This is a genomic window from Sagittula sp. NFXS13 (genome assembly GCF_040148795.1).
Lineage (GTDB): Bacteria > Pseudomonadota > Alphaproteobacteria > Rhodobacterales > Rhodobacteraceae > Sagittula > Sagittula marina.
This window is the reverse complement of record NZ_JAGEMH010000002.1, coordinates 592,708-606,029: the sequence shown is the minus strand read 5'-3', so window position 1 is coordinate 606,029 and position 13,322 is coordinate 592,708. Positions and strand designations below refer to the sequence as shown.

Genomic DNA, 13,322 nt, shown 5'->3' with positions numbered 1-13,322 from the left:
GTTTTTTATTTTCACACATTATTTTGGCTGAGGCCCCATGTCACAAATCGAGATCAACGGCTCCGACACCTCTACCGTGCATGTGCTGCACCTCGATTTGCCGCCCGAGGCGGTGGATCGGTTCACCACCATGGCCGGCACCGGTGAATGGCCGCTGAAATATGGCCTCGGCGCGACCCATCTGCGCCCCGCCTTCGTGGAAACCGTGGACCTGCGCGACCTTGGACCCATGCGCCTGTCGCAATACCTTACGGAAGCCTACGATGTCCCCTCTCGCGCGCTTGGCGAAGACAAAAGCCGCATCGACGCGCTCCGGGGCCATGCGGTGATCCTTCCGCCCCAAGCGTTCGAGGCCACCAGCCAGACGCTGCACGTTGCCAGCCCGCTGCGCCATGTGGGCAGCTACGCCATCACGGCCGCCCGCGGGCGTGGCGCGGCATTGCGAACCCCCTCCGCCAAAGGCGAAGGCAGTGGAGGCGCGCCCGTGGCAGGTCCGTCCTTCTCCCGCCCGCTGCTGTTCACACTGGTCGGCCTCGCGATCCTCATCGTGCTGGGCCTGTACTTTCTGTTGTAAAGGCCCGCGCCGTGACCACATTTCCCCCGGACCAGGCCACTTACATTCGAACCCATTGGATCATGGCCGCGCTGGCCATGGCGGGTGGCATGCTGATCCTCTGGCTGCTGGGCAACGCCCACATCTGGACCGGTGCCATCGGCGGTCTCGCGGCTGTCGCGGTGCGCGGCTGGTTTCTCAAGGATGAGGCCTTGGCCGAAGTCTGGAGCCTCTCTCCGACCGGCCTTGCGGGCCCCGGTGGGCGCGGTGTGGCGCTGGACGATATCGCAGAGGTCCGCACCGTGGGGGCGGCGGTTCAGGTCATCACCCACGATGGCAACAAACATCTGATTAAATTCCAACGCGATCCCGCTGCCACGCACGCGACCATCGTCTCCGCCTTGCCAGCACGCTGACACAGCCCTTGTTCACGGCAGACAACACCTTGGGGAAGCGTGGACAGAGCCCCTCTGCGCTTTCCCCACGCGGCGATATGGCATAGACGAAAAGAAACACACAAAGACTTGGCCCGCATGACCCAGACGCTCTTTACCAACGCCCGATTGATCGACCCCGAAGGTGATACCGACCAGATCGGCGCGCTGTTGGTGACCGACGGAAAAATCACCCGGATTATCCTGCAAGACGGCAACAGCGGCGACGCGCTGGCCGCACTGGATAAAACCGATGTCACCGTGATTGACTGCGCTGGCAAATGCCTCGCGCCCGGCATTGTCGATATCGGCGTGAAGGTGGGCGAGCCGGGCGAGCGTCACAAGGAATCCTTTGGCACCGCCGGTCAGGCCGCTGCCGCCGGGGGCGTGACCACCATGGTCACCCGTCCCGACACCAACCCGCCCATCGACACGCCCGAACAGCTCGACTTCATCCGCCGCCGTGCAACGGACGAAGCGCGGGTGAACGTCCGCCCCATGGCCGCGCTGACGAAGGGCCGCGAAGGCCGAGAGATGACGGAAATCGGCTTCCTCATGGATGCCGGCGCCGTGGCATTCACCGACTGCGACCACGTGGTGACCGACAACAAGGTTCTGTCGCGCGCCATGACCTATGCCCGCAGCCTTGGCGCATTGGTGATCGGCCATCCACAAGACCCCGGCTTGTCCAAAGGCGCGGCGGCGACCTCTGGAAAATTCGCCTCGCTGCGCGGACTGCCGTCGGTGTCGCCCATGGCGGAACGCATGGGCCTCGACCGGGACATCGCCCTCGTGGAAATGACCGGCGTGCGTTACCATGTCGATCAGCTGACCACGGCCCGCGCCCTGCCCGCGCTGGAGCGGGCGAAGGCGAATGGTTTCAAGGTCACGGCCGGCACTTCGATGCACCACCTGACGCTGAATGAAATGGACCTCGCGGACTATCGGACCTTCTTCAAAGTGAAGCCGCCGCTGCGCTCCGAGGACGACCGCAAAGCCATTGTAGAGGCCATCCGCTCTGGCCTGATCGACGTGATCGGCTCCTTTCACACGCCTCAGGACGAGGAATCAAAACGCCTTCCGTTCGAGGAAGCCGCCTCTGGTGCGGTCGGGCTGGAGACGATGCTGCCCGTGATCCTGCGCCTGTACCACGCAGAGGAGCTGTCCTTGCCCTGCCTGTTCAGAGCGCTGTCCTTTAACCCTGCCAAGCTGCTGGGCCTCGACTGTGGCCGTCTGAGCGAAGGCGCCCCCGCCGATCTGGTCCTGTTTGATCCGGACAAGCCTGTGGTGCTGGACCGTTTCAAGCTGCGCTCGAAATCCAAGAACACCCCATTTGACGGCGCGCGCCTGCAAGGCCGCGTGCTGGGCACATGGGTCTCGGGCGACCGAGTGTTCGCGGAGGGCCAGGCATGACCCTGCTGCTCTGGACCGTGTTGGGCTACCTGTTGGGGTCGATCCCGTTTGGCGTGCTCATCACACGCGCCATGAACCTTGGCGATCTGCGACAGATCGGTTCGGGCAACATCGGCGCGACCAACGTGCTGCGCACCGGCAACAAGCCCGCTGCGCTGGCGACTCTGCTGCTGGACGGTGGCAAGGGTGCGGTGGCCGTGCTTCTGGCGCGTTTCATCGCAGGCGACGACGGCGCGGCACAACTGGCCGGTCTCGCGGCCATGGCGGGCCATTGCTTCCCCGTCTGGCTGAAGTTCAAGGGCGGCAAAGGTGTGGCGACGTTCCTCGGCACCATGCTGGCGTTGGCCTGGCCGATCGGGCTGCTCTGCTGTGCGACGTGGCTGGTGGCGTTTTACCTGTCCAAGATTTCCTCGGTCGGTGCGATTGTCGCAGCAGCCTCCGTAGCGCCGTGGACACTGGTGCTGGGCCGGACGGACCTGACCATCGTCGCTTTGCTTTTGACGCTGATCGTGCTGTGGCGCCACAAGGACAACATCAATCGTCTGCGCGCCGGCACCGAACCCAAGGTTGGCAAGAAGAAAGCCTGAACCCCCGGTTGCGGCGCCAGACGCGGCAAACGGGGTCCAGCTCCTTCTACATCCCGGCGCTGACAAGACCCGTGTGCAGCGCCAAGGGCAGCACGGGCCCGTCAGTGAACCGACGACTGCGCAGATTGGTCACAAGTCGCCTTTGAGATGCGCGTCCAGATCGTTCAACCGATCCACGCCCCAGAACATCTCTCCGTCGTCGCAGACCCAGAAGGGCGCGCCGAATACACCGGCCTCGACCGCCTCTTCGAGATTGCGCACATAGGTCTCCGCACCCGACAGCATGCCGGTGAAGGTCAGCCCCCGGTCAAAGCCCGCGGCCTCCAGCGCGTCGCCCACGACGGCATCCTCGGCGATGTCCTTCTGCTCTGCCCAGCAGGCCCGCAGGAGGAAGAAGACCAGCGCTTGCAGGTCGCCCTCCCCGGTTTTGGCAAAGGCGTCCTGTGCCGCGATAATCGCGTAGGACGCGGGGGCCGGGTTGGTGGGAAAGAACATCGGCTTGGCGTGATACGGCAGGCCGGTCTTCTTGGATGTGCGGGCAAGCTCCTGAAAGCGGTAGGCCTGCCGCGACGGGTGGCGATCGCCCAAGGCCGTGCCGCCGGTCCGCTGGAACAGCGACATGATGTCGACCGGCTTGAACACCAGGTCAGCGCCATTCTGTTTCGCAATTTCCGCAACACGCGTTCCGGTAAAGTAACAAAACGGCGAGATCACCGATAGATAGTAGTCAATCCGCGCCATATGCCGCGCCCTCCTTTACCGTGCTGGTGCAGCACCCTAGGCCCGTGTTAACGGGTGCGCAACACGTCACGAATCCGTCATCTATCCTCTACGGAGCACGCTGCCCATGCCCACCGTCATTGAGCCGAAACTGATCGCCGGCAATGCCAACCGACCGCTGGCCGAAGCCATCGCCCGCCGCATGTCCTTGTACCGCGGAATGTCCGTCGGTCTGGTCGAGACCCGCGTCGAGCGCTTCAACGATCAGGAAATTTTTGTCGAGGTGTTCGAGAACGTGCGCGGCGAGGACATGTTCGTCATCCAGCCCACGTCGAACCCCGCCAACGACAACCTGATGGAACTGCTGATCATGGCCGACGCGCTGCGCCGGTCCTCTGCGTCACGCATCACCGCCGTGATCCCCTACTTCGGCTATGCCCGTCAGGACCGCCGCACCAAGGCCCGCACGCCCATCACCGCCAAGCTGGTGGCCAACATGATGGTCGAAGCAGGCATCGAACGCATCCTGACGCTGGACCTGCACGCGGCGCAAATCCAGGGCTTCTTCGACATTCCGGTGGACAACCTTTACGCCTCGCCGATCTTTGCGTTGGACATCCAGAACCAGTTCGACAACCTCGAAGACGTCATGGTGATCTCCCCCGACGTCGGCGGCGTGGCCCGCGCGCGCGAGTTGGCGAAGCGAATCAACGCCCCCCTCTCCATCGTCGACAAGCGCCGCGAAAAGCCCGGCGAGATTGCCGAGATGACCGTGATCGGCGACGTCACCGGCAAGAAATGCATTATTGTCGACGACATGTGTGACACGGCTGGCACGCTCTGCAAGGCAGCCGAAGTCATCATGGAGCACGGCGCAACCGAAGTGCACGCCTATATCTCGCACGGGGTCATGTCCGGCCCGGCGGTGGAACGGATCACCAATTCAGTCCTCAAGACGCTGGTGCTGACCGATTCGATCCAGCCCACAGGCCCGGTGTCCGACGCACCGAACATTCGCGTTCTGCCTACGGCACCGATGTTCGCGCAGTCGATCCTCAACATCTGGAACGGGACATCGGTGTCCTCCCTGTTCGAGACAGAGACACTCGGTCCAATCTACGAAGGCATTCTTTGAACGATTGCCGGAAAGCGAGATCATGCAACCCGGTCCTCGTGGCCGGGTTTTTTTCTGTCCAAGCGGCAGTCGGCTTAAACCTCTAGATCCCAATCGTCCTCGCTGGCGACCTCACCGATGGCGAGCCAGTTCATACGGATGCGCGCGACCTTTGTGTCGGCCCATGTGCGAAACACCAGTTCAAATCCGCGTTCGGTCACTTTGTCCGCTGCCACGTCAGCCCGTAAATTGGCACTGTTGTCCATATCCCACATCGACAGGCCAACCTGTACAACCGGGCGGGACCGAAATTGTTCGCTGAACTCGATGGGCTTGCGGCGTTCCCGTGTGCCTTCCCCAGTCCACATCTCGCCACCATCCAGAAAGTCGGCAAAGATGTCCTCGTTGCCCTGATCGACCCCCATGGTCGACGCGTGGAATTTGCGCATGACTGCTCTTTCGTCTTTTGCACCGGCTATACCCGCAATCTATCCGGGAATCACTCTGAAATCGTAACCTCGGCCGGCACGCCGCCGTTGGTGGCCCTGTCGAGCTGCATCGCCCCGACGGCATCCAATCCACCCAGCACTGCATCCACGGCGACAGTGGCCAGTATAATGCCCATAACACGGCTGATGACGCTCGCCCCGGTGGAGCCAAGGACACGCTTCAGACGCGCGCCCAAAAGCAGCAGACCCAGAGTCAGCGCCAACACAGCTGTCAGCAGAACGGCCGTCAACACCTGATCCGGGATCGAATGGGCGTGGTTGTCTGTGAGAACGACAATCGCCAGCATCGCCCCGGGCGACGCGATCGACGGCATGGCAAGGGGAAAGACCGCCCCCGCCAGGTGGCCTTTCTCGGCCTCCACGATTTCATGGTCGGGTTTGCTTTCGCCAAAGATCATGGTCAGAGCAAAGAGAAAAAGGATGATGCCGCCGGCAATCTGGAAAGAGCCAAAGCGTAGCCCCAGTGCCTCCAGCAGCAGCTGTCCGCCCACCAGGAAACCAAGCAAAACGATCCACGCCACCAACACCGCGCGGACGGCAAACTTCCAATGCAGCGCGGCAGGCACAGCGGCGGTGGCAAAGTAGAACACCGGAAGCGTACCGATAGGGTCGACCACAACGAAAAGCGTGACGAATTCGCGCAGCAGGCTCGTCCAGTCGAGGGCAAAGTCCATGGGGATCTCCGTGCGGTAGGGGCTTGCCGCCCATCTAGCCCGTCCCGTGACACAGTGGAACATCTGATTGCTGCGACAGAAAGTTCTCCGGCGAAGATGTGCACAGATGGGTCACTTTAGCCGGAGTATTAAGGTTATTTTTGCCGAAATGCAAAAAACCCCGCACCATGTGGCGCGGGGTTTTCCTGAAACGGTTTCAAGAACCCTTAAAGCGAGGGCTGCATAGGGTCGAGGCCGATGTGGGTCCCCACGGCGACCATGTCCTGCAGCAACTTGGCTGCGTCATCCACGGGGCCGGGCTCGTTCTCGAAGGTCACCTTGGTCTGCTTGTAGGCCTCATGTGCCTCTGCGACCAAAGCTTCGTAGGTCTTTTGATCCACGTCCGCTGCGGGCAACGCCTTTTCCGCCAAGACGGAAACGGTCTCGCCGATTTCAGCGAAACCGCCGGTCACGACAAATTTCTCGGTGCCTTTGTCGGTTTCGACGGTCAGCACACCGGGACGCAGGGTGGTGATGGTTGCAGCATGGTTCGGCATGGCGGTCAGGTCGCCTTCGGAACCGGGGATCTGCACCGACTTTGCCTGCGCCGACAGGAGCTTGCGCTCCGGCGAGACGAGGTCGAATTGCATCGTGTCTGCCATGTGAAACTCCTTTGGCGCGTCATGGTTGGCCAAGGCCCCCATGCGCAGGATGGTGAACGGCGGGGCCGAACGGGTCACACCCGTCCAGCCCCAACCGGATTAGGCAGCGTCCGAAGCCATTTTCTCGGCTTTGGCGATCACTTCCTCGATGCCGCCAACCATGTAGAAGGCGCCTTCGGGGAGGTGGTCGTATTCGCCGGCGACAACAGCCTTGAACGACTTGATGGTGTCTTCCAGCGGAACCTGAATACCGTCCGAGCCAGTGAACACTTTCGCAACGTCGAAGGGCTGAGACAGGAAACGCTGGATTTTACGGGCACGGGCCACGGTCAGCTTATCCTCTTCGGACAGTTCGTCCATCCCGAGGATGGCGATGATGTCCTGCAGGGATTTGTAACGCTGCAGGATCCCCTGAACGTCACGAGCCACCTGGTAGTGCTCCTCGCCAACGATCTGCGGGTCCATCAGACGCGAGTTCGAGTCGAGCGGGTCAACGGCCGGGTAGATGCCCAGCTCGGAGATCGCGCGGTTGAGAACCGTGGTTGCGTCCAGGTGGGCAAAGGTCGTTGCTGGCGCCGGGTCGGTAAGGTCGTCCGCGGGAACGTAGACGGCCTGGATCGACGTAATCGAGCCATTCTTGGTGGAGGTGATGCGTTCCTGCATCTGGCCCATGTCCGTCGCCAGTGTCGGCTGGTAGCCCACAGCGGAGGGGATACGACCCAGAAGTGCGGACACCTCGGAACCGGCCTGCGTGAAGCGGAAGATGTTGTCCACGAAGAACAGAACGTCGGAGCCGGAGCTGTCGCGGAACTGCTCGGCCAGCGTCAGGCCGGTCAGAGCAACACGTGCACGCGCACCCGGAGGCTCGTTCATCTGACCGTAAACCAGCGCCACCTGCGATTCGGACAGGTTGTCGGGCTTGATGACGTTGGATTCGATCATCTCGTGGTACAGGTCGTTGCCTTCACGGGTCCGCTCACCAACACCGGCGAACACGGAGTAGCCCGAGTGCACCTTTGCGATGTTGTTGATCAGTTCCATGATGAGAACGGTCTTGCCCACACCGGCGCCGCCGAACAGGCCGATCTTGCCGCCCTTGGAGTACGGCGCCAGCAGGTCGATGACCTTGATGCCTGTCTCGAGGACTTCGGATTCGGTGGACTGATCCTGGAACGCGGGCGCGTCGGCGTGGATCGGACGATATTCGTCAGCGTTGATCGGTTCACCTTCGTCCACGGGCTCGCCGATAACGTTCAGGATGCGACCCAGGGTAGCGGGGCCGACCGGCACGGAAATCGGAGCGCCGGTGTCGGACACTTCCTGACCACGAACGAGACCTTCGGTCGCGTCCATAGCAATGGTGCGGACCGTGTTCTCGCCAAGGTGCTGGGCCACTTCGAGGACCAGCTTCTTGCCGTTGTTGTCGGTGTTCAGCGCGTTAAGAATTGCCGGCAGGTGGCCGTCGAACTGGACGTCGACCACGGCGCCAATCACCTGAGTGATCTTGCCTAGTGCTGTCATTGGTTTCTCTCCGGGTTCCTTAGAGCGCCTCGGCGCCCGAAATGATTTCGATAAGCTCGTTGGTGATGACGGCCTGACGCGAGCGGTTATACTCGATGGTCAGCTGGTCGATCATGTCGCCCGCGTTGCGGGTGGCGTTGTCCATTGCCGACATGCGCGCGCCCTGTTCGGAGGCGGCATTTTCGAGCAACGCCGTGAAGATCTGCGTCGCCACACCACGGGGGAGCAGGTCAGCGAGGATCGCCTCTTCGTCGGGCTCGTAGTCGTACTGGCTGGTCTCCGCATCCGCCTGGCTCTCGTCAGTGGTCTCGTAGGATGCCGGGATGACCTGAAGGGCCGTCGGATCCTGAGAGATCACAGAGTTGAACTTGGCAAAGAAGATCGTCGCCACGTCGAACTCACCGTTGTCAAAGCGCGACAGGATGTCCTTCGCGATGTTCTGCGCGTCGCCATAGCCGAGACGCTTTACATCGGACAGATCCACGTGTCCCACGAAGAGGTCACTGTACTCACGCTTCAGCTGTTCACGGCCCTTCTTGCCGACTGTCAGGATCTTCACGGTTTTGCCCGCGCCCTTCAGTTCGGCAATCTTGGCCTTGGCCAGCTTGACGATGTTTGTGTTGAAGCCGCCGCACAGGCCGCGCTCGGCGGTCAGAACCACCAGCAGCTGCACGTCGTCCTTGCCGGTCCCCGCCAAAAGGCGGGGTGCCGTATCGCTATCGCCGACAGATGCGGCCAGGGACGCCATCACCGCGTTGAAGCGTTCCGCATAAGGGCGGGACGCTTCGGCCGCATCTTGGGCGCGGCGCAGTTTTGCAGCCGCGACCATCTGCATGGCCTTGGTGATCTTGCGGGTCGATTTGACCGACGCGATCCTGTTTTTGAGATCCTTGAGATTTGGCATCGGATGATCCTCTTACGAGAAGTCCGCTGCGTATTCGTCGAGAACCGCTTTCATCTTGTCAACCGGCTCGCCTTTCTTGAACTTGGGATCGTCTGTTTCAATCCAGTTCAGGAAATCGGCTTTCTTCGAACGCAGGAACTGTAGCAGGCCTTTTTCGAAACGGCCAACGTCGCCAACCGCAACCTTGTCGAGGTAGCCGTTTGTGCCGGCGAAGATGACGCAGACGATTTCCGCGTTGGTCAGCGGCGAATACTGCGGCTGTTTCATCAGCTCGGTCAGACGGGCGCCACGGTTCAGCAGCTGCTGGGTCGCGGCGTCGAGGTCGGAGCCGAACTGCGCGAACGCGGCCATTTCACGATACTGCGCGAGGGACAGCTTCACCGGGCCAGCCACGGAGGACATAGCGTCGGTCTGAGCGCTGGAACCCACACGAGACACGGACAGACCGGTGTTCACGGCAGGGCGAACGCCCTGATAGAACAGTTCGGTTTCCAGGAAGATCTGACCGTCGGTGATGGAGATCACGTTGGTCGGAATAAACGCGGACACGTCACCACCCTGGGTTTCGATGATCGGCAGAGCCGTCAGCGAACCGGAGCCGTTGTCTTCGTTCAGCTTGGCCGACCGTTCCAGCAGGCGCGAGTGGAGGTAGAAAACGTCGCCCGGGTATGCTTCACGGCCCGGCGGGCGGCGCAGCAGCAGGGACATCTGGCGGTAGGACACGGCCTGCTTGGACAGGTCATCATAGACGATGAGCGCGTGCTTGCCGTTGTCGCGGAAGTACTCGGCCATTGCGGTCGCGGCATAGGGTGCCAGGAACTGCATCGGGGCCGGGTCGGACGCTGTGGCGGCCACGACGATGGAGTAGTCGATCGCACCGGATTCTTCGAGCTTCTTCACCAGCTGCGCAACGGTCGAACGCTTCTGGCCGATGGCGACGTACACGCAGTACAGCTTGTCGTCGTCGGACGCGGCGGCGTCGTTGTAGGACTTCTGGTTCAGGATCGCGTCAAGGGCCACGGCGGTCTTGCCGGTCTGACGGTCGCCGATGATCAGCTCACGCTGGCCACGGCCGATCGGGATCATGGCGTCGACGGCCTTGAGGCCAGTCGCCATGGGCTCGTGCACGGATTTACGCGGGATGATGCCCGGCGCTTTGACGTCGGCGACGCGGCGCTCTTCGAATTCGATCGGGCCCTTGCCGTCCAGCGGGTTGCCGAGACCATCGACGACGCGACCCAGCAGGCCCTTGCCCGCGGGAACGTCCACGATGGAGTTCGTCCGCTTGACGGTGTCGCCTTCCTTGATGTCACGGTCAGAGCCGAAGATCACGATACCGACGTTGTCGGTTTCGAGGTTCAGCGCCATGCCCATGATGCCACCAGGAAATTCGACCATCTCGCCGGCCTGGATGTTATCGAGGCCATGGACACGGGCAATACCGTCCCCAACGCTCAGCACGCGACCCACTTCAGCAACTTCGGCGTCCTGGCCGAAGTTTTTGATCTGGTCCTTCAGGATCGCAGAAATCTCTGCAGCTTGGATACCCATTTATCCGACCTCTTTCATTGCATTCTGGAGGGAGTTGAGCTTCGAGCGGATCGACGTGTCGATCATTTTCGAGCCCACCATTACGATAAGACCACCGATGAGGGTTTCATCGACGGTAGCATTGATCTTAACGTCCTTGCCAACCTTCTCTTTTAGGGTCTGTGCAAGGTTTGCCGACTGTTCGTCGGTCAGCGGCTGCGCCGAGGTCACCTCTGCCGTCACTTCGCCCTTCTCTGCAGCGATCATCTCGCGCAGGCGACGCACCAAAGCGGGCACCACGAACAGGCGACGCTTGGAGGCCATGACCCCCAGCGCCCCTTTCAGCGCGTCGATCAAACCCATGGCATCGGCGATCTTGCCGATGGCCTGGCCCTGCTCCTCGCGGGAGTAGGCCGGGTTGACCAGGAGTTCACGCAGATCGGCACTTTCGTCCAAGGCGGCGCTCAGGTCGTTAAGGTTTTCTTCGAGACGCGGGAGATTGTTATTCTCCTTGGCGATCTCAAAGACGGCGGTGGCATACCGTTCGGCGATGCCGGAGGAAATCGAGCTGTCAGACACGTCCACCCTTCCGGTTTGCGGCCCCCGTCACGCTCCCGCCGAATGGCGAGGCGTCCGAAGGCATCTTTGCGCCCTGATTTTGGCCAAGGCAGGTAAATCGTGGCGGATGTAGCAGAGCCACCCGGACGTCGCAACATCCTTAGACATCTTGGCCGTGGGCGCTAAAGTTAACGATTTCATAAGGTTGCGTGATATGCGACCATCTGTGCCCAAAGATGATGCAATAAAAGCGCAGTTTTTAGCGTCTGGAGCGGCGATTCCGCGCAGGTCGTAGAGGCGAAAACCACACAGATTGCGGCTTCGTCCACGCGAAGCGCAGCGCTGAAACCGTCACCAAAACCACAAGTGCACCCTTCAGTTCAGTTTTTCAACCGGCTCTTTGGCAATTCGGCAGCAGAATTACCTGCGCGCCGCCGGGCGTCTGCCGGACAATTCCAGAGCACGATCTTGGCGCGACGCTGGCCCGAAACAACCGCACCGCACAAGGCCTCCTGAGCGCGTGAGCCTCCTGCGTGCCTGACCGGCAGACAGCAACACTCAGACCGGGCCTGCGACCTTGCCCGGTTTGGGGGCCAGCACGCCCAATGGATTGCGGACCCGACGGCGCTCGCCCAATCCCGCACGGGTGGGCGGGTAGCGCTTGGAAGCTTCCACCAGCATCACCCCCCCTGCAGTCACCGGGATCATTCGGCCCAGCTTTTCCCACATCGGCGCGGTCTTCATCCAAAAGCGTCGCCCCGACGGCGGTTGATACAGCACCGACAGCGCGCGTTCAGGCACGAAATCATGCTTCTTCAATTGGGTTTCCAACTGGCCGATCGAATAGGGGCGCCCATAGCCGAAGGGCGTCCAGTCCGCCCGCGCCCACAGACCCGACCGGTTGGGCAGCACAAACAGCGCCCGCCCCCCTGGCCCCAACACGCGATACGCTTCATCGAGCAGATCCGAGGGGCGTTCGGATGTTTCCAGACCATGCATCAGGATCAGACGGTCCACGTGGCCGGTTTCCAGCGGCCAAAGCGTCTCCTCGCTCAACACCGACACGTTGGGCATTCCCGCAGGCCAGGGCATCACCCCCTGCGGCGCAGGCATCAAGGCGGTCACCCGGCGCGCATCCTTCAGGTAGGGGCGCAGCAGCGGCACGGCAAAGCCATAGCCCACCATTGTCTGGCCCTGGACATCCTCGGGGCTCCAGCGGCGCAGCACCTCGTCGCGCACGATCCGTTGCGCCGCGCGCCCCAGCGCACTGCGGTAATAGAAATCGCGCAACGCCTGCACATCCAGGTGCATAGTCTCTCCAATCTCAACCGCAGTTGTGTCCCCGGGCAGGATCGTCCACCCTGTTCCCATCTTACAAAGCATTCAGGGAAACACCATGCCATTGGATATTGTAACCGTCCCCTGCCTCTCGGACAATTACGCCTACATCGTGAAGGGGCCGGATGGCATTGCCGTGATCGACGCGCCAGAGGCGGAACCGCTGATCGCTGCGCTCGACCAGCGCGGGTGGACACCGGACGTCATCATGATCACTCACCATCACCATGACCACGTGGGCGGCGTCGCACAACTGCGCGAGAAATACCGCTGCAAGGTCGCGGGCCCCGAGGCCGAAGCACACAAACTGCCCGAGCTGGACATGGCTCTGGAGCCAGGCACCTACGGTGGAGAAGGCGAAGGGCTGTGCGAAGTGATTGCCGTTCCGGGCCACACGCTGGGCCACGTCGCCTTCCACTATCCTCAGGCGGGATATGTCTTTACCGCCGACAGCCTGATGGCCTTTGGGTGCGGCCGCATTTTCGAGGGCACTCCGGAAATGATGTGGGACAGCCTGTCGACGCTGGCGGCGCTGAACCCGGACACCATTGTGTGTTCCGGGCACGAATACACCGCATCGAACGCAGCCTTCGCCCAGACTATTGACCCTGAGAACGACGCGCTTATCTCTAGGACACAGATGATCACCGCGGCCCGCGCCAAGGGGCAACCCACGGCGCAAGTGCCGCTTTCCCTCGAACTCCAGACGAATCCCTTCCTGCGTGCAGGTCAGCCTTTGGTCAAAAAGGCGATGAACATGCAGGATGCTACGGACCTCGAGGTCTTTACCGAGATCCGTGCCCGCAAGGACAAGTTCTGACCTGCT

15 protein-coding genes are annotated in these 13,322 nt (G+C 61.8%); 6 read left to right on the top strand and 9 right to left on the bottom strand.

Translation table 11 applies throughout. From position 1 onward, the window contains the following. The first annotated feature begins 37 nt into the window (after window positions 1–37). The 4 genes from J4E08_RS07335 (at window position 38) to plsY (ending at window position 2,987) form a co-directional block, all read left to right on the top strand. Window positions 38–574, top strand: coding sequence for an aspartate carbamoyltransferase catalytic subunit (locus tag J4E08_RS07335; RefSeq protein ID WP_349537916.1), 537 nt, complete (start codon window positions 38–40; stop codon window positions 572–574). An 11-nt stretch (window positions 575–585) separates the two neighbouring features. After that, window positions 586–969, top strand: a complete 384-nt coding sequence (locus J4E08_RS07330) for a hypothetical protein (protein WP_349537915.1) — start codon at window positions 586–588, stop codon at window positions 967–969. Window positions 970–1,086: 117 nt separating this feature from the next. Next, a complete protein-coding gene (pyrC, locus tag J4E08_RS07325; RefSeq protein ID WP_349537914.1) occupies window positions 1,087–2,400 on the top strand; it encodes a dihydroorotase in 1,314 nt (437 codons plus the stop codon). Continuing rightward, a complete protein-coding gene (gene plsY, locus J4E08_RS07320; protein WP_349537913.1) occupies window positions 2,397–2,987 on the top strand; it encodes a glycerol-3-phosphate 1-O-acyltransferase PlsY in 591 nt (196 codons plus the stop codon). Before pyrC ends, plsY begins: the two co-directional genes overlap by 4 nt. Before the next feature lie 129 nt (window positions 2,988–3,116). Here the strand turns inward: plsY and J4E08_RS07315 are convergent, their stop codons facing one another. Next, entirely contained in the window at window positions 3,117–3,728 is a 612-nt protein-coding gene (locus tag J4E08_RS07315) for a 2-hydroxychromene-2-carboxylate isomerase (protein ID WP_349537912.1), read from the bottom strand. 106 nt (window positions 3,729–3,834) lie between these two features. Here J4E08_RS07315 and J4E08_RS07310 point away from each other — a divergent pair, with 106 nt between their 5' ends. After that, a complete protein-coding gene (locus tag J4E08_RS07310; RefSeq protein WP_349537911.1) occupies window positions 3,835–4,842 on the top strand; it encodes a ribose-phosphate pyrophosphokinase in 1,008 nt (335 codons plus the stop codon). A gap of 74 nt (window positions 4,843–4,916) precedes the next feature. Here the strand turns inward: J4E08_RS07310 and J4E08_RS07305 are convergent, their stop codons facing one another. From J4E08_RS07305 to J4E08_RS07270, 8 genes are all read right to left on the bottom strand, one after another. Then, window positions 4,917–5,270: an H-type lectin domain-containing protein gene (locus J4E08_RS07305; protein WP_349537910.1), complete on the bottom strand. Its 354-nt coding sequence runs from the start codon at window positions 5,268–5,270 to the stop codon at window positions 4,917–4,919. A 50-nt stretch (window positions 5,271–5,320) separates the two neighbouring features. Then, on the bottom strand, window positions 5,321–6,004 hold the full coding sequence (locus J4E08_RS07300) for a MarC family protein (RefSeq protein WP_183962877.1): 684 nt from the start codon (window positions 6,002–6,004) through the stop codon (window positions 5,321–5,323). 206 nt (window positions 6,005–6,210) lie between these two features. Next, window positions 6,211–6,645: a F0F1 ATP synthase subunit epsilon gene (locus tag J4E08_RS07295; protein WP_183963012.1), complete on the bottom strand. Its 435-nt coding sequence runs from the start codon at window positions 6,643–6,645 to the stop codon at window positions 6,211–6,213. Between the two features lie 99 nt (window positions 6,646–6,744). Further along, window positions 6,745–8,166, bottom strand: a complete 1,422-nt coding sequence (atpD, locus tag J4E08_RS07290) for a F0F1 ATP synthase subunit beta (RefSeq protein ID WP_183962876.1) — start codon at window positions 8,164–8,166, stop codon at window positions 6,745–6,747. A 19-nt stretch (window positions 8,167–8,185) separates the two neighbouring features. After that, entirely contained in the window at window positions 8,186–9,070 is an 885-nt protein-coding gene (locus J4E08_RS07285) for a F0F1 ATP synthase subunit gamma (protein ID WP_183962875.1), read from the bottom strand. Between the two features lie 12 nt (window positions 9,071–9,082). Then, window positions 9,083–10,621: a F0F1 ATP synthase subunit alpha gene (gene atpA, locus J4E08_RS07280; protein WP_183962874.1), complete on the bottom strand. Its 1,539-nt coding sequence runs from the start codon at window positions 10,619–10,621 to the stop codon at window positions 9,083–9,085. Beyond that, window positions 10,622–11,185 (bottom strand): F0F1 ATP synthase subunit delta, encoded by a 564-nt coding sequence (locus J4E08_RS07275; protein ID WP_183962873.1) that lies wholly within the window; start codon window positions 11,183–11,185, stop codon window positions 10,622–10,624. A gap of 531 nt (window positions 11,186–11,716) precedes the next feature. Then, window positions 11,717–12,469, bottom strand: coding sequence for a class I SAM-dependent methyltransferase (locus tag J4E08_RS07270; protein ID WP_349537909.1), 753 nt, complete (start codon window positions 12,467–12,469; stop codon window positions 11,717–11,719). 85 nt (window positions 12,470–12,554) lie between these two features. On the opposite strand from J4E08_RS07270, the gene gloB reads away from it, so the two are divergent. Further along, entirely contained in the window at window positions 12,555–13,316 is a 762-nt protein-coding gene (gloB, locus tag J4E08_RS07265; RefSeq protein ID WP_349537908.1) for a hydroxyacylglutathione hydrolase, read from the top strand. Window positions 13,317–13,322 lie beyond the last annotated feature (6 nt).